Source organism: Pseudomonas sp. KCJK9000 (genome assembly GCF_046230725.1).
GTDB lineage: Bacteria > Pseudomonadota > Gammaproteobacteria > Pseudomonadales > Pseudomonadaceae > Aquipseudomonas > Aquipseudomonas promysalinigenes.
Genome location: NZ_JBJJLN010000050.1, coordinates 1 through 19055, shown reverse-complemented (window position 1 = coordinate 19055; position 19055 = coordinate 1). Strand labels below are relative to the sequence as shown.

24 protein-coding genes are annotated in these 19055 nt (G+C 61.3%); 5 read left to right on the top strand and 19 right to left on the bottom strand.

What is annotated here, in order from left to right:
• The first annotated feature begins 42 nt into the window (after positions 1-42).
• Positions 43-504, top strand: coding sequence for a DUF1456 family protein (locus ACK59H_RS18750; RefSeq protein WP_060479475.1), 462 nt, complete (start codon positions 43-45; stop codon positions 502-504).
• 6 nt (positions 505-510) lie between these two features.
• Positions 511-1206 (top strand): tRNA (N6-threonylcarbamoyladenosine(37)-N6)-methyltransferase TrmO, encoded by a 696-nt coding sequence (gene tsaA / locus ACK59H_RS18745; protein WP_060479476.1) that lies wholly within the window; start codon positions 511-513, stop codon positions 1204-1206.
• A 67-nt stretch (positions 1207-1273) separates the two neighbouring features.
• On the opposite strand, the gene fpr is transcribed toward tsaA, so the two are convergent.
• Positions 1274-2053 carry a ferredoxin-NADP reductase gene (fpr, locus tag ACK59H_RS18740; RefSeq protein ID WP_060479477.1) on the bottom strand — a complete coding sequence of 260 codons (780 nt, stop codon included), beginning with the start codon at positions 2051-2053 and terminating at the stop codon, positions 1274-1276.
• Positions 2054-2171: 118 nt separating this feature from the next.
• Between fpr and finR the strand changes: the two genes are divergently transcribed.
• Positions 2172-3098 carry a LysR family transcriptional regulator FinR gene (finR, locus tag ACK59H_RS18735; protein ID WP_409264768.1) on the top strand — a complete coding sequence of 309 codons (927 nt, stop codon included), beginning with the start codon at positions 2172-2174 and terminating at the stop codon, positions 3096-3098.
• Here finR and ACK59H_RS18730 read toward each other — a convergent pair.
• The 3 genes from ACK59H_RS18730 to ACK59H_RS18720 form a co-directional block, all read right to left on the bottom strand.
• Positions 3095-3463: a diacylglycerol kinase gene (locus ACK59H_RS18730; RefSeq protein WP_060479479.1), complete on the bottom strand. Its 369-nt coding sequence runs from the start codon at positions 3461-3463 to the stop codon at positions 3095-3097. The genes finR and ACK59H_RS18730 overlap by 4 nt on opposite strands.
• A gap of 72 nt (positions 3464-3535) precedes the next feature.
• A complete protein-coding gene (gene erdR, locus ACK59H_RS18725; protein ID WP_060479480.1) occupies positions 3536-4186 on the bottom strand; it encodes a response regulator transcription factor ErdR in 651 nt (216 codons plus the stop codon).
• Between the two features lie 170 nt (positions 4187-4356).
• Positions 4357-5067: a tRNA-uridine aminocarboxypropyltransferase gene (locus ACK59H_RS18720; protein WP_060479481.1), complete on the bottom strand. Its 711-nt coding sequence runs from the start codon at positions 5065-5067 to the stop codon at positions 4357-4359.
• A gap of 224 nt (positions 5068-5291) precedes the next feature.
• Here ACK59H_RS18720 and ACK59H_RS18715 point away from each other — a divergent pair, with 224 nt between their 5' ends.
• Positions 5292-5711, top strand: coding sequence for a quorum-sensing-regulated virulence factor family protein (locus tag ACK59H_RS18715; protein WP_060479482.1), 420 nt, complete (start codon positions 5292-5294; stop codon positions 5709-5711).
• Here ACK59H_RS18715 and ACK59H_RS18710 read toward each other — a convergent pair whose 3' ends face one another.
• A complete protein-coding gene (locus ACK59H_RS18710) occupies positions 5712-5915 on the bottom strand; it encodes a hypothetical protein (protein WP_060479483.1) in 204 nt (67 codons plus the stop codon).
• Positions 5916-6208: 293 nt separating this feature from the next.
• Here ACK59H_RS18710 and ACK59H_RS18705 point away from each other — a divergent pair, with 293 nt between their 5' ends.
• Positions 6209-7327 carry an LOG family protein gene (locus ACK59H_RS18705; protein WP_060479484.1) on the top strand — a complete coding sequence of 373 codons (1119 nt, stop codon included), beginning with the start codon at positions 6209-6211 and terminating at the stop codon, positions 7325-7327.
• A 37-nt stretch (positions 7328-7364) separates the two neighbouring features.
• Here the strand turns inward: ACK59H_RS18705 and recX are convergent, their stop codons facing one another.
• The 14 genes from recX to ACK59H_RS18635 form a co-directional block, all read right to left on the bottom strand.
• Positions 7365-7835: a recombination regulator RecX gene (gene recX, locus ACK59H_RS18700; RefSeq protein WP_060479485.1), complete on the bottom strand. Its 471-nt coding sequence runs from the start codon at positions 7833-7835 to the stop codon at positions 7365-7367.
• 11 nt (positions 7836-7846) lie between these two features.
• Entirely contained in the window at positions 7847-8914 is a 1068-nt protein-coding gene (recA, locus tag ACK59H_RS18695; protein WP_060479486.1) for a recombinase RecA, read from the bottom strand.
• A gap of 103 nt (positions 8915-9017) precedes the next feature.
• Entirely contained in the window at positions 9018-9500 is a 483-nt protein-coding gene (locus tag ACK59H_RS18690; RefSeq protein WP_060479487.1) for a CinA family protein, read from the bottom strand.
• 58 nt (positions 9501-9558) lie between these two features.
• Entirely contained in the window at positions 9559-10035 is a 477-nt protein-coding gene (locus tag ACK59H_RS18685) for a lysis system i-spanin subunit Rz (RefSeq protein WP_409264767.1), read from the bottom strand.
• Positions 10032-10580, bottom strand: coding sequence for a glycoside hydrolase family 19 protein (locus ACK59H_RS18680; protein WP_060479488.1), 549 nt, complete (start codon positions 10578-10580; stop codon positions 10032-10034). The genes ACK59H_RS18685 and ACK59H_RS18680 overlap by 4 nt, the downstream gene beginning before the upstream one ends.
• A 24-nt stretch (positions 10581-10604) precedes the next feature.
• The gene (locus tag ACK59H_RS18675) at positions 10605-11639 is read right to left on the bottom strand and encodes a phage late control D family protein (RefSeq protein ID WP_060479489.1); all 1035 of its coding nucleotides are present in this window, start codon (positions 11637-11639) and stop codon (positions 10605-10607) included.
• Between the two features lie 4 nt (positions 11640-11643).
• Positions 11644-11850 (bottom strand): tail protein X, encoded by a 207-nt coding sequence (locus ACK59H_RS18670; protein ID WP_060479490.1) that lies wholly within the window; start codon positions 11848-11850, stop codon positions 11644-11646.
• Positions 11825-12670, bottom strand: coding sequence for a phage tail protein (locus tag ACK59H_RS18665; RefSeq protein ID WP_060479491.1), 846 nt, complete (start codon positions 12668-12670; stop codon positions 11825-11827). The genes ACK59H_RS18670 and ACK59H_RS18665 overlap by 26 nt, the downstream gene beginning before the upstream one ends.
• A 9-nt stretch (positions 12671-12679) precedes the next feature.
• Entirely contained in the window at positions 12680-14902 is a 2223-nt protein-coding gene (locus tag ACK59H_RS18660) for a hypothetical protein (RefSeq protein WP_060479492.1), read from the bottom strand.
• A gap of 125 nt (positions 14903-15027) precedes the next feature.
• Entirely contained in the window at positions 15028-15330 is a 303-nt protein-coding gene (locus ACK59H_RS18655) for a phage tail assembly protein (protein ID WP_060479493.1), read from the bottom strand.
• A 10-nt stretch (positions 15331-15340) separates the two neighbouring features.
• Positions 15341-15850: a phage major tail tube protein gene (locus ACK59H_RS18650; RefSeq protein ID WP_186478702.1), complete on the bottom strand. Its 510-nt coding sequence runs from the start codon at positions 15848-15850 to the stop codon at positions 15341-15343.
• A gap of 13 nt (positions 15851-15863) precedes the next feature.
• Positions 15864-17030: a phage tail sheath family protein gene (locus ACK59H_RS18645; protein ID WP_060479495.1), complete on the bottom strand. Its 1167-nt coding sequence runs from the start codon at positions 17028-17030 to the stop codon at positions 15864-15866.
• Between the two features lie 86 nt (positions 17031-17116).
• A complete protein-coding gene (locus tag ACK59H_RS18640) occupies positions 17117-17809 on the bottom strand; it encodes a tail fiber assembly protein (protein WP_081016678.1) in 693 nt (230 codons plus the stop codon).
• 7 nt (positions 17810-17816) lie between these two features.
• The coding region (locus ACK59H_RS18635; RefSeq protein WP_409264766.1) for a tail fiber protein at positions 17817-19055 on the bottom strand (1239 nt) is incomplete at its 5' end.

The following is a 19055-nucleotide window of genomic DNA, read 5'->3' as shown; positions in this document are numbered from 1 at the left end:
ACGCCACGCCCCGGCGTGGCTACTGAACAGGATTTTTCAGCAATGAACCACAACGATGTCCTGCGCAGCCTGCGCTACATGCTGAAGGTGAACGACGCCAAGATGGCCGAAATCATCGCGCTGTCCGGCCTCGAAGTTAACCCGATCGTGCTTGCAACCTACCTCAAGAAAGAAGACGAAGCCGGCTTCGTGCGTTGCCCGGAGCGGGTCATGGCACACTTTCTTGACGGTTTGGTGATCCACCGCCGTGGCAAGGACGATAGCCGCCCACCGCAGCCGGTCGAGCTGCCGGTGACCAACAACACCATCCTGAAAAAGCTGCGGGTGGCCTTCGAGCTCAAGGAAGAGGACTTGCACTCGATCCTCAAGTCGGTCAACTTCCCGGTGTCCAAGCCGGAACTGAGCGCCTTGTTCCGTAAGGTCGGGCATGACAACTATCGCCCATGTGGCGACCAATTGCTGCGTAACTTCCTCAAGGGCCTGACCCTTCGCGTGCGCGGCTGAGTGACCATGCAGCACACCGTTGAGCCGGTCGGCATCGTTCATTCCTGCTTCAAGGAGAAGTTCGCCATCCCACGTCAGCCCCAGCTGGCGCCAGCCGCCCGCGGGGTGCTGGAATTGCTGCCGCCGTTCGATCAGGGCGATGCGGTGGCTGGGCTGGAGCAGGTCAGCCATGTGTGGTTGCTGTTCCTGTTCCACCAGGCACTGGAAGACAAGCCCCGCCTGAAGGTTCGGCCACCGCGCCTGGGCGGTAACAAGACGATGGGCGTATTCGCCACCCGCGCCACCCACCGCCCCAATGGTATCGGCCAATCGGTGGTGCGCTTGGAAGCCGTGGAACCAGGGCGGCTGCTGTTATCCGGGATCGACCTACTGGACGGTACTCCGGTACTGGATATCAAGCCCTATGTACCTTATGCCGACAGTGTTGCCGGCGCGAGCAACCTGATGGCCAGCGAGCCACCTGCGGCCATCGAAGTCAGCTGGAACGACGGTGCCCTACCCCAGGCCCATGCACATGGGCAACGCCTTGGCCAGCCGCTGATGGAGCTGATCGAGCAGTGCCTGGCACAGGACCCCCGCCCCGCCTATCAGGTGCCACCGCCTGAGCGGGTGTACGGGGTGAAGTTCTGGGACGTGCAGGTGCGCTGGCACTATCCCCAGCCAGGCCACATACAGGTGCTGGAGGTCGTCAAGGAAGGTTGAGCTCACCGCCTTGCACCAATAAAAAAACGCAGACCTGGGTCTGCGTTTTTTCGATGCGACATATGTCTTATTTCTCGACGAAGGCGCGCTCGATCAGGTAGTCGCCAGGCTCACGCATACGCGGCGAAACCTTCAGGCCGAAGCTGTCGAGCACTTCGCTGGTCTCGTCGAGCATGCTCGGGCTGCCGCAGATCATGGCGCGGTCGTCTTCTGGGTTGATCGGCGGCAGGCCGATGTCGCTGAACAGCTTGCCACTGCGCATCAGGTCAGTCAGACGGCCCTGATTCTCGAAGGGTTCGCGGGTCACGGTGGGGTAGTAGATCAGTTTTTCACGCACCGACTCGCCGAAGAATTCGTTCTGCGGCAGGTGTTCGGTGATGAACTCGCGGTAGGCCACTTCGTTGACGTAGCGAACACCGTGAACCAGGATCACCTTTTCGAAGCGCTCGTAGGTTTCCGGGTCCTGAATGACACTCATGAACGGCGCAAGGCCAGTGCCAGTGCTGAGCAGGTACAGGTGCTTGCCCGGCTTGAGGTCGTCGAGTACCAGGGTACCTGTAGGCTTCTTGCTGATGATGATCTCATCGCCTTCCTTCAGGTGCTGCAGCTGCGAGGTCAGCGGGCCGTCCGGGACCTTGATGCTGAAGAACTCCAGGTGCTCTTCCCAGTTCGGCGAAGCGATGGAGTAGGCGCGCATGAGCGGACGGCCGTTGTCTTGTTGCAGGCCGATCATCACGAACTGACCGTTCTCGAAGCGCAGGCCCGGGTCGCGGGTGCACTTGAAGCTGAACAGGGTGTCGTTCCAGTGATGCACACTGAGGACACGTTCGTGGTTCATGTTGCTCATTTAAAGGGCTCCTGAAGAAAAACGCAGCGCGTAAGACGCGCAGTTGCGCGATAGTTTAGGGGCAGCCACAATATCTGTTAACTGAATTATCAAGATATGTGTTATCGGTTATATCGATATGCGATTTACTCTACGCCAGCTACAGGTATTCGTCGCCGTCGCCCAGCACCAGAGTGTGTCGCGGGCGGCGAGCGTGCTATCGCTTTCGCAGTCTGCGGCCAGCACATCCATCACCGAGCTGGAACGTCAGTCGAGTTGCCAACTGTTCGACCGCGCCGGCAAGCGTCTGGCCCTCAATGCCCTTGGCCACCAGTTGCTGCCCCAAGCCGTTGCCCTATTGGACCAAGCCAAAGAGATCGAAGACCTGCTCAACGGTAAGTCCGGCTTCGGCTCACTGGCAGTTGGCGCCACGCTGACTATCGGCAATTACCTGGCCACGCTGCTGATCGGCAGCTTCATGCAGGTTCACCCGGAAAGCCAGGTGAAGTTGCATGTCCAGAACACCGCGCACATCGTGCACCAAGTGGCGCAATACGAAATTGACCTGGGTCTTATCGAAGGCGACTGCAACCACCCGGACCTGGAAGTGCAGCCCTGGGTAGAGGACGAACTGGTGGTGTTCTGCGCACCGCATCACCCCCTTGCCAAAGCCGGGCACGCCGATGTCGAAACCCTTTCGCAGGAGGCCTGGATATTGCGCGAGCAAGGCTCGGGCACCCGCTTGACCTTCGATCAGGCTATGCGACATCACCGCACAAGCCTGAACATCCGCTTGGAACTGGAACACACCGAGGCGATCAAGCGAGCCGTGGAATCCGGCCTTGGTATTGGCTGCATCTCGCGCCTGGCGCTGCGGGATGCATTCCGCCGCGGCAGCCTGGTACCTGTGGAAACCCCGGAGCTGGACCTGATGCGCCAGTTCTACTTCATCTGGCACAAACAGAAGTACCAGACTTCGGCGATGCGTGAATTCCTGGATCTGTGCCGCAACTTCACAGCCGGCTTCACCCGTAGTGACGAAATCGTCCTACCGGCGATTGCTTAAAGCAGAATCACGCCCCACACCAGGGCAACCATGGTCAAGGCTACCAACTGTGCTGCGCTACCCATGTCCTTGGCGTTTTTCGACAAGGGATGACGCTCCAGCGAAATGCGATCGATGGCCGCCTCCACTGCCGAGTTGAACAACTCGACAATCAGCCCAAGCAGGCACACGGCTACCATGATCGCCCGCTCTGCACGGCTGACCGGCAGCCAGAAAGCGATTGGGATCAGCACTACATTGAGCAATACCAACTGGCGGAACGCGGCCTCGCCCTTGAAGGCGGCGCGCAGGCCGTCCAGCGAATAGCCGGCGGCGTTGAAGATGCGTTTCAGGCCGGTCTGGCCTTTGAATGGCGATGGCGTCATGTGAGTCACTTCACAGCAGAAAGGCCGCAGACTAGTGCGGCAGGGGTCAAAAAAGCGTGAACACTGAAGCGCTCAGCTGCTGGCAACCGATTCAAGTTGTTGCAGTAGCAGCGCGGCCTGGGTTCGGGTGCGTACCCCAAGCTTGCGGAAGATCGCCGTGACGTGGGCCTTGATGGTCGCTTCGGACACACTCAGCTCGTAGGCGATCTGCTTGTTCAGCAAGCCTTCACAGACCATGGTCAGCACCCGAAACTGCTGTGGCGTGAGGCTGGCCAGCCCTTCGCTGGCAGCCTTGGCTTCGGCCGAGACATCGACCTTCTCGAAAGCCTGCGCTGGCCACCAGACCTCGCCATCGAGCACCTTCCTCACAGCGTCCTGAATGACTTCCAGGCCACTGGACTTGGGAATGAAGCCGCTGGCACCGAACTCGCGGGACTTCACCACAACCGCGGCTTCCTCCTGAGCCGAAACCATCACCACCGGAATTTGCGGATACTGACCACGTAGCAGCACCAGCCCCGAGAAGCCATAGGCCCCCGGCATGTTCAGGTCGAGCAGCACCAAGTCCCAATCGGCTTTTTCGCTCAGGCGGGTCTCCAGTTCGGCGATGCTCGCCACCTCAACCAGGCGCACGTCCGCACCCAGGCCAAGGGTAACGGCCTGGCGCAGAGCGCTACGAAACAGCGGGTGGTCATCGGCTATCAGGATTTCGTAAGTGGCCATCTATCTATGGATCCTGTTCTGTTCCAGGCGCATAGAGTAGGGAAGCGCCTGGCGGGGAATCGGCGCCAGGGATACCGAGCACGGGGGGCATACCCACGCCCCTGCCTGCTTGCCCATCCTGGCTGCCAGCCCCAACATTATGTACCAAATAAGGGTCTATGCCCCTTGGACTATAGGAAGGTATGCAAACGCTGGTGGATGTCGTCCTGTTCATCCACCGGCAGCCGCCGCTTGCCGCTCAGGTAATGCAGGCTGAATACGTCCAAATAAGCATCCAGTACCTGCGAAGCCTGAGTGTCCCCGGCCAGGTCCAGGCACATTGCAGCGACCTCGGCAGTGCAGAAATGGTCATCGCGTTTGGACCGACGTAGGCGATAGCGTGACATCTGCTCGGCTTGCAGGCTCAGAACCGGAAACCGATCAAGATACGGGCTCTTGCGGAACATCTTGCGAGCTTCGGTCCAAGTGGCATCGAGCAGGATGAACAACGGGCGCTTGCCCGGTTCACCTACCACCTCGCTCACCACCCGCTGCTGGGCAACGAACTCGCCGGGGAAGACGATAAAAGGCTGCCATTGCGGGTCGTCGAGCAGCGCCAAGAGGCGGTCATCCACCGAAGTGCGCGACCAGCCGAAGGCGCAGGTGTCCTCGATCAGGTCAGCGATCAACCAGCCGGTGTTGGTCGGTTTCAATGGCTCGGTGTCATGCATGATCAAGCACACGCCTGAGTCGGCCTGCACCTTGGGCTTCCAGGCGCATAAGCAATGGGTGGCGATCACCCGGCAATCGGGGCAACGCTCGGCGCGCGACCCACGGGCGATGAAAGGCTTGTTGCTACGCGCCAGGCGCTCGGCACGCAAGCGTGCTACTGCATGGCTCATGCTCGCGAACCGGTGACGGGATGGTGACTGAACACGGGGGTAACTCGGCAAAAGCAAAGCGCTAGTCTAGCAGAGCCCGCGTCATTTGGCCGTGCAGCGAGGGGGGCGTACCCCTATAATCGGCGTCATTGGCCAACCTGGACGTGCCTGCGATGCAGCGCCTTTCATGGAACGCCCGCCGCCGGCGCATGTCAAAGCGCCAGTTATCGAACCAGGAGAGATTCATGCTGCGTTTTATCGTCCCGGCCCTGAGCCTGTTGCTGACCCTGCCACTGGTAGCCCAGGCCGCCTCCAAGCAGGAGTTCGAGCTCAACAAGCTGCTGCAGAAGGTGGCCACCCAAAGCAGTGTCGGCACTCCCCGCGCCATCAATGAAGACATCCTCGACCAGGGCTACACCGTTGAAGGCAAGGCGCTGGTCAACCACCTGAGCGTGCGCCCCGAGCATGCCGCGCGTATGCAGGAAAACCCTGCGCAAGTGCGTAGCCAGCTGGGCGATAGCGTCTGCCGCAATAGTGGGTTCCGTAACCTGATGTCCAAAGGTGCGGTGATGGTCTACCGGTTCAGCGTATACAAGACCAATCAACCGGTCATGGACCAGGCCTTCGATGCTGCCAGTTGCACCGCTGGCAACAAAAAGAAGTAGCTAGGTCGCCTGCTCCCCTGCCGCGCGCTGCGGCTCTTCCTCGGCGCGCATCTCTGCCAGCACGGCCTGCACATAACGTGACTGGCACTCCAGCGCTGCCAACCTCCGGCGGCATTCAACTTCCAGGCTTACATGGTGTGCCTGAGCGGCATTTTCCAACTGCTGATAGAGCTGCCGGTCTACTTCGATGACCAAGCGATGCATACCGCCACCTCCCGCATCGACCCCTTTCGCTTCTCCAGTTAACCAAACCCTCCGTGCCCATGGTTGCGGGCCGACGAGTGGCCAAGTCATTCGGCCCGGCGCGATGAAGCGCAACGGTCTAGATTGATAGCGAAGCCCCTGAAAAATCAAAACAGCCTGCATCACGGCCTTGAAGGCCCACTGCAATGCTCGAGATGCACACTCGAGTCACGGCAGCCAGCGACACACGTAGTGTCGCGGCCGAGCCAGATCATCGGCCCGGTCAGAGGTTTTGCTGCAGAAGGAGATGTTGAATGCCTTACCAATCCAATGAGCTGCTGTTCAATCACTTCAGAGAACACGGCATCGACTTGAGTACGATCGACCAACAACTGCAACTGGTCGCCCCCAATAGCCCTAACCTGCCCCTTTACCGCGACATGATGCTAACGGTCTTGCGCATGGCACATGACGACGCTGACCGCTGGAACGCGAAGATCACCCTGCAGGCTTTGCGTGAACTGGACCACTCGTTCCGAATGCTTCAGCGCTACCGCGGGCGTCGCAAGGTCACCGTGTTCGGCTCTGCTCGTACGCCTGTGGAACACCCCATGTATGCACTGGCCCGGGAGCTTGGAGCAACCCTCGCCCGGTCCAACCTCATGGTGATTACCGGAGCAGGGGGTGGCATCATGGCTGCGGCCCACGAAGGCGCCGGCAGTGACCACAGTCTTGGCTTCAACATCACCCTACCTTTCGAACAGCATGCCAACCCAACGGTTGATGGCACCGATAAGCTGCTGCCGTTCCACTTTTTCTTCATCCGCAAACTGTTCTTCGTCAAGGAAGCAGACGCGTTGGTACTCTGCCCCGGCGGCTTCGGCACACTGGATGAAGCACTCGAGGTACTGACTCTGATCCAAACCGGCAAAAGCCCGCTGGTGCCAGTGGTGTTGCTGGACTCCCCTGGTGGCTCATTCTGGCGCGACTGCCTGAATTTCATTAGCCATCAACTCGAAGAGAACCGCTATATCCTGCCCACTGACTTGAAGCTGGTGCGCCTGGTGCATAGCGCTGACGAGGCCGTTGAAGAAATCAACCAGTTCTACAGTAACTACCACTCCAGCCGCTGGCTGAAAAATCAGTTCGTGATTCGCATGCATCACCGGCTAAACGAAGCCGCATTGCATGACATCGAGGAGGGATTTGCCGACTTGCGCCTGAGCGGTCGGTATCATCAACAGGCCGACAGCGGAGCCGAAAACGAGATAGGCAACTTCACCCACCTGACACGCCTGACATTCGCGTTCAATGGCCGTGATCAAGGGCGCCTTAGGGAACTGGTGGATTTCATCAACTTGCCAGAAAACTGGGCCAAGCCAGAACCGATGCATACCACCCAGCGGGCGCGGGAGGCGTTGAAGGTCAGCTAGTCGCGGCGCGAAGCGCCTAGGGGGTTACAAGCCTGACCTAATAGTCGTCCAAATCCCGACCGCTGAGCAGTCGGCCGATCAAATCCATGGGAAACCCGCGGTAGGCAAGAAACCGAGTTTGCTGGGCACGACTTCGAGGGTCATGGGGACGCTGCCCTGCAAACTTGCGCTGCCAGGTATCGCGCAACAGCCTCGCCCAGTCCACTTCGCTTTCACGCAGTGCCTGTTCGATATCGCTACGACTCAGGCCGCGCTGGCCCAATTCCTCGCGAATGCGCGCAGGGCCATAGCCAGCACCGGAGCGGTAACGGATGAAACTTTCTAGATACCGGGCTTCGCTAAGCAGCCCTTCTTCGGCAAGCCGATCGAGCGCAGGCTCGATCAGCTCGTCCGACGCTCCGCGTTGACGCAGCTTGCGCGTCAGCTCGACGCGACCATGCTCGCGACGAGCGAGCAGGTCCATGGCTGTCCGCCTGACGGCGACGGGGGTGTCTAGCACGGCGGACATACCAGCAGCTATCAGTAACCGGCGTCGGCGTCAGCCATGTCGTCGGCATCGGCTTCGACGGCAGCAGCTTTGCCGGCAGCAGCAACAGCGCCCGCGTTCAGCAGCTTCTCGCGAATCTGACGCTCGATTTCAGTGCCAATAGCCGGGTTTTCGTGCAAGTACTTGGCGGCGTTAGCTTTGCCCTGGCCAATTTTGTTGCCTTGGTAGCTGTACCAGGCGCCAGACTTCTCGACCAGGCCTTGAGCTACACCCAGGTCGATAATCTCACCGTTACGGTAGATACCTTTGCCGTACAGAATCTGGAACTCGGCCTGACGGAACGGAGGCGAAACCTTGTTCTTGACGATTTTGACACGGGTTTCGCTGCCGACCACTTCGTCGCCTTCCTTGACCGCGCCGGTACGACGGATGTCCAAGCGTACGGAGGCGTAGAACTTAAGGGCGTTACCACCGGTGGTGGTTTCCGGGCTACCGAACATCACACCGATCTTCATACGAATCTGGTTGATGAAGATGACCAGGCAGTTGGCGTTCTTGATGTTACCGGTGATTTTGCGCAGCGCCTGGGACATCAGGCGCGCCTGCAGCCCCACGTGCATATCACCCATTTCGCCTTCGATCTCGGCCTTGGGCACCAGTGCAGCCACGGAGTCGACGATGATCACGTCAACCGCGTTGGAGCGCACCAGCATGTCGGTGATCTCCAGCGCCTGCTCGCCGGTATCCGGCTGGGAAACCAGAAGGTCATCGACGTTGACGCCCAGCTTGCCAGCGTATTCGGGGTCGAGTGCGTGTTCGGCGTCGACGAATGCGCAGGTAGCGCCGTTTTTCTGGGCTTCAGCAATGACCGAGAGGGTCAGCGTGGTTTTACCCGAAGACTCCGGGCCATAGATTTCGACGATACGCCCTTTTGGCAGACCGCCAATACCGAGCGCGATATCCAGGCCCAGGGAGCCGGTAGAGATCGCCGGGATGGCCTGACGTTCGTGATCGCCCATGCGCATGACTGCGCCCTTACCGAATTGGCGTTCGATTTGACCCAGGGCCGCAGCCAAGGCGCGCTTCTTGTTGTCGTCCATTGAAATCCTCACGTGTTCGACTTGGCCCTGACGGCCGGAATACCTGTATAAGTAGCCAGTATTATTCCACAGGCAAGCGCGCGAGCAAACCCCTGTCGTCGATTTACTCGGCACCAAGCTGTAACAAGCCGTCTAACGCGGCGATCACCGTCTGTCGGCGCACGGCGTCACGGTCACCGTTGAAGTGCCGGCGCTCGCTATTGACCTGGCTGCCATCGGCCCAGGCGATCCAGACGGTGCCCACCGGTTTAGCGGGCGAACCGCCATCGGGCCCGGCCACGCCGCTGACCGCCACCGCAAACCGCGCACCACTGGCAGCCTGGGCACCTCGAACCATGGCTTCCACTACCTCCTGGCTGACCGCACCAACCTGGGCGAACAGCGCCTCGGGCACGCCCAACTGCCGTGTTTTCTGGGCATTGGAATAGGTCACGTAGCCGGCTTCGAACCAGCCCGAGCTGCCGGGCACCCGGGTTATGGCCTCGGCAATGCCGCCGCCAGTGCAAGATTCGGCTGTGGTCACTTGGGCATTCAAAAGGCGCAGATGTTCGCCCAGGCGGTTGGATAAGGCGGTAATCGGGTCCATGGCGAGCTCCTTCAAGGCTGCGCACTACCCTACCACCCTGATAGCGCCAGGCAAGGGCTCAGGGCCGCAAGGCACGAACATACGCCTGACAGGCACGCAGTGCGATCAGTCCTCTGTCGCCTTCGTCGGTGATGGCGATAATTCGTCGAGCATGCGCCGGCTCAAGTCCGGCGCGTACGGTTGCATGATCCACCCCGCCGGCGCTGGCGGCGGCGGGCACTGGGCTGCAGAGGGTGTCGCGCTCGACGAGGACCGACAGCCGTAGATCGGCAGTAGCAAGGCGGTCACGCAGGCGAGCCTGAGCATGTTGTGCATCGGCAAGCTCCTTGAAATGACGGGTTTCACTTTCCGCCAGACGCTGCTCCAGGGCCTGACGCCGCTCGCGCTCAGCCAGCAGCCGGGCAGTTTCGGCGCTGGCCCGAGCTTGCTCCAACTGTGCCAATTGCCGCCCGTAGCGCCAGCCTTGCACCTGCCAGGCCAGCACGGCAGCCAGCGCCAGCAGCAGCGTGCCAAGCCCCAACTGCACACGGCTCAACACAGCACCTCACGTGCACGCGCCCAGAGCTTCAGCCGGGCCTGCAACCCATTGAGCCCACCGTTGATGTGCCGCGTGATGCGGTTGAACTCGCCGCGATCGGCCAGGGTATTGAGCCCTCTGGAGTGCCAGAACCATGCCGCCGATTCGCAGGCCCAGCGCGGCTGCTCGAGCAACTGCGGTTGCACCAGCAGGCGCTCGTCGCCGAACAGCGCACGGCTGCAAGCCTGGTAGTTGTTACGCCCGGTCACTTGGATCAGGCCGCGCCCGCAATACAACTGGCCGTCGCCATCGGCCTGCGGTGTGTTGCCCAGGCGCAAGGCCAGGCAGCCGGTGTCATAGCGCGCAAGGTAGCGGTCGTTGCCCAGTTCCTTCACATAGCGGAACTGGCCGGACTCATGGCCAACCTGGGCGAGGAAAGCCGCCACGCGCATAGGATTGTCGATCTCCCAGCGTGGCAGGGTGATATTGAGTGCCGCAAGAAAAACGCCCGCAACAGGGCGGGCGTTCGGCAGAATCTGCAACAATTGCGTTTCGGTGAGCATGTCTGACACTCCTTGTATCATCGTTCAAGCCTTGAGCGCGGCCTGACGGCGGGGCGCAGGTCCTTTGGTGTTGACCTTGCCCGCCTTACCGCCATTGCCCTGCACGGTGGTGCGCCAACCCGAAGCGCTGAACACCTGCTCCACAGCATCGAGTTGATAAGGCCCATCAAGGCCATCGGCAAAACCCTGCAGCTCGACACTGCGCTCGGCGAACAGGTCGGTACGGCCCGGTAGGTCCAGGCGAACCTGAGCGGTTTCGCGGTTGAAACTGGCCAGGCGAGCACGCCCAGCCTGTTCGGCAGCCGCGCGATTGGGGTAGAGGTGCCGGTCGGTGTGCTCCGGCCGGCCGCCTTCGGTAGCCTGCTCGTTGACCATTTCGATAGTCTGCGATGCCCCAGTGCTGGTGTCCTGGTAACGGGTGCGCACCGCCTTGCGGGCGGCTTTGTCGTCCAAGCGAAAATGCCACTGACTGACCTCGCTGCGGGCAATGCCAACCACGCCCAGAGGCTTACCTGAGGCGCTTAGCCCAGCCTGACGCGGCAGCACCAGCAGTTGGCCATCGCCGAGTTTGGCCGTGCAGTCATACTGGCGGGCCAGGCGCGTGATGAAATTGAAATCCGACTCGTTGTACTGATCGACCCTGGGCACCTTCACCAGAACCGGGCACACCGTCTGCCAGCCGTTGCGCGCGCCAATGTCGGCAACGATGCGCTGCAGGGGCACCGCCTCCCAGCTCCCACTGCGGATGGTCCTGCCTGTGCCACGCAGGTCACTGGCCTTGCCGCGAATCACCAGGGTATCGGGAGGGCCGGACAACTCAACCTCATCGACGGTGTAACGCCCCAGCCGGGTCAGCGGTTGGCCGGCGTAACCCAGGTGCACTTCGAGCAGCGCACCACGCGCTGGCAACGCCACGACACCTTCGCGGGCGTCGATGCGCAGCTCGAAGTCGTCCGATTCCATGCCCGGTTTGTCGATGGTACGCAGCAACAGTAGGCGGTCGTTGATCAGCGCGGTGATGTCCTTGCCGTCGGCCTGAATACGAAATTTCGGTTGCATGGCATCAGTCCCACAGCTGAACGACTTTGGCCGGCGCTGGTGTCAACGGCGGCAAGCGGATCATGACCCCACTGCGAAACGGCTGGGCCTGTTCAGCCAACCCCTGATTGGCTTGTAGAACGGCCTCGACGCTGCCGTCCAGATGCCCGTAGAAGTGCTGACAAAGGGTATCGAGCAGGTCGCCCTCAGAGGTTTTGCAGGTCTTGTCCATAGCTGATGAACTCCAGTGAAAATCCTTGCTTTCGGGGGATACCACCGGCCAGCAAAGCGCCTTGTTCCTCTTCGATGCGGGTCAGGCACCAGATGCCGAGCACTTCGCCGTAGCCTGTGGTAAGCGACAGGGGCAGCAGTTGGCGGCCGATGCTGCGCAGTGCCTGCAACTGGCCCAGACCGCCCTTGAAGCCAGGGAAAATCGCGCCACGAATGCTGATGCTTTCATCGCCCAGGCTGACCGCCTGCTGAGCACTCTGACGGCTCAAGCGCTCCTGAGCGGCCCAACGAAATTGCGTCTGACGGCGCAGCTGATCGAAGGCGGTGGTATCGAGGTTGAAGTAGTACGGTGCGGTGTTAGGCTGCAGCGGCTGCAAGACCAAAAGGTGCGGGAACGGTTTGATCGCTTCGGCTGCTGGGGTTGCCTGCGGCGCGAAGCCGAAGGTCGAAAGTACCCCGTTGGCCGCCGAACGCACATCCCCCACCACTTGCCCGATGGCCGCGCCGGCCTTGCCCAGGTGTTCTTCGAAGGCATCGACGCGGTCGCGCACCTTGCGCACCACTTCGAGGCTTTGGTCATACTTGGCCACCACCTCGTCCACGCGCTGCTTGGCGGCATCGATGGCGCGCATCGTGCGTTGCAAACGCTTGCCGATTTGCGGGCCGATCCATGGCAAGGCTTGGAGTTGACTGGCTGCCTCCTTGGCATGGCCAACCGCCTGGTTCATGGGGTCGAGCATGGCATCGGCACGCCGCCGCCCCTGCTCGCCGGCCTTGACCAGTGCATGCAAGCCACCTTGCAACTCATCCAGGTAGGTCATGGGTGCTCCTCAGGGCTGTGGTTGATCGGCCATTTGCACCGCGCGCGCCTGGCGCATCAGGTCGTCGAGCACGCGACGGGCAATGGCTTCCAGTTGCTGCAGGGTGTTAGGGTCTTCAAAGCTGTTGTTGAAGGTCACTGGCATGTTGGCGGTGAAGGTAAAATGCTGGGTCACCTCCGGTGGCGTGGCCACAGGCTGGGGGCCAGTGAGCGGCTGGGCAGCCGGAGGTTGAGCCGGGCGTTGCTCGGCCTGCTGGCTATCAGGGGAATCGCCAGCGCCTAGTACCGTTGCAAGGGTTTTGCCCAACCAGCCGCCAGCCGCCTCACCGCCGTTTGCCAACAACGCACCGCCCGCCCACCCCACCAGGCCACCTATCACGGTGCCTACACCCGGGATGACCGAACCAAGTGCCGCGCCGGCCGCAATACTTGCCAAGCTGCCACCAAGCCCACCGACCGCACGGCCATAGCCTTCCATTTTCTGGGCTGTGCTGCCCTCGCCACTGGCGGTCTGCGCGATCTGCCCCGCAGCGTTCAAAACTGCCAACGCCGGTATCCGCTTGAGCAGCGGGCCGGCTGGGGCAAGCCGCGTAAGGGCAGCCGGCATGAGCATTTCGAACATGGGCGAGACACCGCTAGGCTCGCTATTGGTTAACGGCTGAGCGGGCTGCGGCATGCAAGGCAGCTCTGCCGCCTGCCCTGGCGCTGGCGCTGGCAGCGTCGCATCACTGCGCGGGGTTTGCGCATCGTCCTTGGTGAATCCTCTGACCGCACTTGCTCCGGCCAGATCACCAATGGCCTCGCCCACATACCCACCAAGCTTGCTGCCGTACTTTCTACCCCAGCGGCCTTTGCTCAGTCGCGGCAAGGCAGCCCCGAGCATCCGACCGGCCATCCCGCCCAGCGCGCTGCCTACTCCGCGTGCCCGCTGCTCATTGTCGTCAGAGGTGATCAGCGCCTTGCCTACCTCACCGAGCAGATCGATGCGGGTCGCTTGCCACTGCTGACGCGATGCATTGGCAGCGCTTCGTCGGGTAGCACGCGGCAGTTTGCGCACGCGGTTGCGAACGACATGCCCGGCGACGACGGCCGATAGGCCGCCGGCTAACGCATGACCAAGCCCTGGGGCTGAAGGCGGTTGCTCAACGCTCGGTTCAGCGGTTTGTGCAGAAAACGAAGGGCCAGAGCTAGGCTCGGCGGCTATTACTTGCTCAGGTTCAGCCCTGACCCAATCATGCAGAATACCGCCCCCTGCATCCCCCAATGCTTCGCCCAGATAACCACCCAGTTTGCTTAACTGCTCACGCTGCGCCTTACTTGCTTTGCGCTTGCCACCCGTCTTGCCAAGCAGTGGCACAAGCGTTCCGAGCAAGCGCCCTGCGGCTTCCCCCACTGCCGCGCCAGCACCCCGCGCAGCCTGGCGATCATCGTCGGCGGTAACCAGCGCTTTGGTGATCTTGCCCACTGCATCGACGCGGCTGTCTTGCCACTGCTCGCCAACTGCCTTGCGCGCCTGCCGCTGGTTGCGAGGTGATTGGCGGCCTATTAACCAACGCCCGCCTCGGTAACCTCCATAGGCCACCGCCCCCAGGCCGGCAGCCGCCAGCGTGGCCCGCCCCAGTGTGGCGGAAGCTGTCGCCGCCTCAGACCTGGCCGCTGGCTCGCGTGGCTGCGCGGGGGCTGGTGGCGCCACGTTTGGCGGCTGCGGCCGAATGAAAGGCTGACTCGATGCCTGCGCCGGGGGCGGCATCGGCTGTGGGCCGGATATGGCGGCTGAGCCCAATTCGGGCAGGGTGCTCGACTCAGCAATGGGTGCCTCGTTGCGCGGCACGACCGCGCGCTGAGGGTGTTGCACCATCGTGTGCCATTGCTGAAAGACATTGACGGTCATCGAGCCGGACGCCGGGCGCAATCGGGACAGCCCTGCGATGACATTGCCAAGCATCTGGTAATGCTGGCGCAACCTGGCGATTGCCACGGTTTCATCCTGCAGATGCGATGCTCGGCCTTGTTGTACGTGTTGCGGGGCTTGGGCCGGTTGCTGCTCGATTTCGCGCAGCTTTTCAAGCTCCAGCCCCAGGCGGATAACCTCGCCGACAAACCGTCCCAGGCGGATGCCATCGACCTGCCTGCGCAGACGTCCAACTTCCTGCTGCCGCAGGTCGATGACCTGGCCCAATGGTTTGCTGACGGTCACACCGAACCCAAGGGTGAACAGCTGTGTGTTCGCCATGAAGTCCTCCTGTTCAGGGCGCGAGCCACCAGACCATCTCGCTGTACGACATGGTCATGAGCTCGCTGGCGGAAAAGTTCAGCTCCTTGGCCAGCCGCTTGGCAGCGGCCTTCTGCCGGGCCGGATCAAAGTTCGTCGTCCTGCACCAGGCGAAAATAGCCGCTTTGCAGGCGGCCATAATCTTTCAAGGCAAGGCTTTCGAGGTCTTTGATACCGACCTCGGCCAGGGATGCGAACAGGTTCAGTTCACGCTGTTCATCATCGCCCCCACCGCCGGCCTGGGCGTTGCGGATATCGCGTACGGTGGGTGCGCGCAGGGACAGGCTATCGACCTGAATCCCATTGGCCTCACTGGGCCGCGAAAGGCGCACGGTGACACGGTCGGGGCTGAGGGTCAGCCACTTCGGCTGCGGTTTCGCTTGTGCCATGGTCGCCCCCTTACAGGCCCAGCGCAGCGCGCTGGCTAGCCAGTTGATCGACGCCATCGATGACGCGTTTCATGCCCAGGGCATCGATCTCGTAGACCAGGCGCCCATCGACTTCGAGCTTGTAGTAGGTCAGGCCGACGCTGTGCTTGATCTCGGCTTTGTCGCCGGACTTCCAGTCGCCCATGTCGATTTCCTTCAAGGTGCCACGCAGGGTGACCACCACTGGGTTGATCTTGCCCTTGAGCCCTTTGAAGGCACCGCGGAAGGTGCCATTGAAGCCGCTGCCGTCGGCCAGGCCGAAGAACTTCAATGCCTCACGGCGCACGCCGGTGGTGGTGAATGCAGCTTCCTGCTTCTCCATGCCCAGGTCCATCTCGACCGGCATGTCCATACCGCCGGGGCGATGTTCTTCCATTTTCAGGGTGAGTTTGGGCAGGGTCAGGCTGGGTACATCGCCCTGGAAGCTGACGCCATCGACGAACAGGTTCAGGTTGGCCAGGGTTTCGGGAATCATTGCCATGTAAATGCGCTCCTTAAGCGGCGGAATCGAGAACTTCGGTCAGCCACTGGTTAGTGACTTCAACGCGGAAATTGGGGTTTTCGGCAGGTGGCACGTCGGTGAAACGGATGTTCCAGTACACCTTGCCCTGTTCGAGCTGGCTGGCAGTGTTCAGCTCCGGGTCGGCGAACACCTCGAAGTTGATGATCGCGCCCTGGTTCTTCAGGTCGCGCATGAAGGCCTGCAGGCCTTCGGTCACGTCCTTGACGTAGGTGGCGGTGATGGCGCGGTCGACCGCCCATTTATGGCCGTAGAGAATCGCGTCCATGACGATGTCCATGGTCCGCACGCGGGTGACGAAGGCCCATTTCGGGTCGCTGGACAAGGTGCGGTTGCCCCACAGACGGAAGCCATCATCGCGAATGATGGTGGCGATGTTGGCGTTGTTCAGCAGGTTGGCGCGGCAGCTGTCGTCGCCATCGAGGAACTCCACCGGGCGGGTGGTACCGGTGATGCCAACGAACTCTTTGTTCGATGGCGAGGCCCAGAAGCCGTACTCGCTGTCGGTCCAGGCGAACAGCCCGGCGACCCAGGCCGAGCCTGGGGCATCGACGGTGGCCTGCGCGCCGTTGTCCCAGTACTGCACCCCGGGGTCTACCATGAAGGCGCGCTTGGCACCGAAGTTCTCGGCATAGTCGATGGCCGCTTCGTCGGTGGTGTTCGGGCCGTCGATGATGGCGATGCCGCGCAGTTTGTCAGCCAGCGCGACCAGTGCGGTGCCGACTGCTTGGGTGGCGCTATGGCGGGGTGCGGTAAGCAGACGCGGCTGGGCATTGAAACGGCTCTTGCCGTCGAGCAGCGCTTGCAGGCCGGTGCGCTTGCCATCGGCCTGTACGCTGCCGATGATCGCTGCGGTCTGCTCGGCAGCATCGTCCAGCTTGGCTACGCCACAGGCGACGATGACCGCCTTGGCGCGGTTGTAGATGGCCCGGCAGGCCTTGGTGATGGCGGCGTTTTCGCCGAAGGCGGCGACGGCTTCACGCTCGCTGGTGATCAGCTGCAGTTCGTTGGCCTTGGCTTTGGCATCGGCACCTTCGGTGAAGGTATCGACTAGACCGATGATCGAGGAAGAAGGCAGCGCGATGTTGCGCGCGCCGGTATCGACGTTGGTTACGGTCACGCCGTGAAAAAAGACACTCATAGATTCATGCTCCAGATATGAGAAAGCCCCGCATGCGGGGCCTTGTGTTACAGCGGAAAAGAAAACGCCCCGCGGGTGCGGGGCGCTCAGGTAAGTTGCGAAGTGAGCCAGGCGGCCAGCGCTTCGTCGTTGGGGCTGATTGGCCAGTCATCAGCGGTTGGAACCTTGGCGGTAATGTCCATACGGCTGAGCTCAACGCGGTAGACCTTCCAGGCCGTGAGCGCTGCCACCTCTGCTTCGCTGGCCATTTCGAGGTCGACGGCATCTTGCAGCGTGCCGATGCGTTCTGTTGAGTACTGGGTGGCCAGCGCCTGTTTGCGGTACGCCACAACCCGCGCCGCCTCGGCAATGGCGGCCTCGTCTGGCACCCACTGTTCGCCTTCCCAGGTGTCGAATTCTGTCGACGGGGCTTGGAGGGTGTAGCCCTCTGGCAAGTCGCCCAGCGCAAGCCACTGTCGGGGCTCGCCGGTGTCGGTGGTGTAAACCGTGGCGCCGCGGTGGTCAGGGACGATTTCCCAGCCGTTGCTGTCACGGTTGATCAAGGCGGCAACGCCGGCTTTAAGCACGGGTGGGTCGATTTGGTAGCTGTGGGCTGGGATTAGCCAGATGCCAGGTTCGAGCGGGCTGGGATCGGCCTCTGATGCGCAGAGATACTCGCCGGTACCCCTGTGCACATTGCAGACCTTTGGCGGCTCTGTGCCCGGCTGCTGCCACCAAGGCAGTGCCACTGATGGCTCCTGCGGTGCTGAAGGTTCGATCAGCTCAAGAACTCTTGTCATGGTTACCTCAATATTTGATGCAGGCTAAGTAAGCCCGGTTGGCCATGCGGGTTTCGTTGCCGCCGCTGGCGTTGATGGTCAGGCCGTGACTGTGATTAGGCGCTGTCGATGACATGAGTATCTGTGGGCCATCACTCTGATAATCGCCAAGTACGGCGTTACCCCCAGTGTCAAGGCTCGGGGAGTCAATCCGCTCTCGCGGGACAGTCGTTGTGTGAGAGTGCGCACCACCGGCACTGACAGTGCCTGTGTGATTGTGAATACCGAGTTGATCAGCCTGAGCCGAGAACAATGCCCGCCCCAAGTCTGCCGAGTTCAGACCATCCGTCCACGCTCGGTCGACCAGTTCGCGGTCATCAGGCAGGTTGAACGTGGTTGATCCGTCACCAGCACCAAATTGGGTCCCGACAGCGGTGAATAGTGCCGCGTAAGTGATGCGCGAAACCGCGGCACCATTTCGCTTGAGCCAGCCAGGCGGTGGAGCAGTCAGCGCGAAATGCCCAACCATGCCGGGCGGAGTCGCACTAGCGATTGCCGAGGTGAGCTGATCGAGCGTGGCCACTTCCTTAACCTTGCCCCGCGCCGAGACAAACCAATTGCTTCCGGAGGACGTCAGCTCAATCCACTCGTAGGCCTGCAGCGATAGTTTGTCACTCGTCCCGCCTTCTTCAACGATTGATCCCGAAGCAACCGCCAAAGTTTGCGTCGAAGCGCGAGGATTGCGTAGCGTCACAACCATGCCGGCAGTTACGCTTACCGAGGAAGGCAACGTCACAGTTAAAGCGTTGGCATTGAACTGAAATAACGCACCCATATGAGTCGTTGTGTTCAACGCCTGACTGGTCGCCAATCCGACGGCGGCCTGCGGCCTGAAACTACGTGAATTGTTGCTGATCGCACCGATTACGCCGTCGAGTGACGGAATATCTTTCCAATCGCGCCAAGTCCCGGACGACTTAGCTCGGTACATCAATTTATCAACCGATGCTGCCACATAAAACTGCAGGGCTGCTGAGTTTCCATTCCATGGGAATTGCAACAAAAACCCATTATTCAGATAGGGCATGTTCGCCGAGGAGCCTATCTGCAGGTAAAAAAAGCCGCTAGTGGCTTGTGCATCTACATCAGTGCAAAGCGGCGCTTGGCTTGTCCCAAGGCCAACAGCTGCTAACGCGAGTTGCATTCCCTCTGTAGTTGCGAGCGTTTTCCAGCCGCTCCATGTGCCTGCGGTCATACGCCGGAAGTG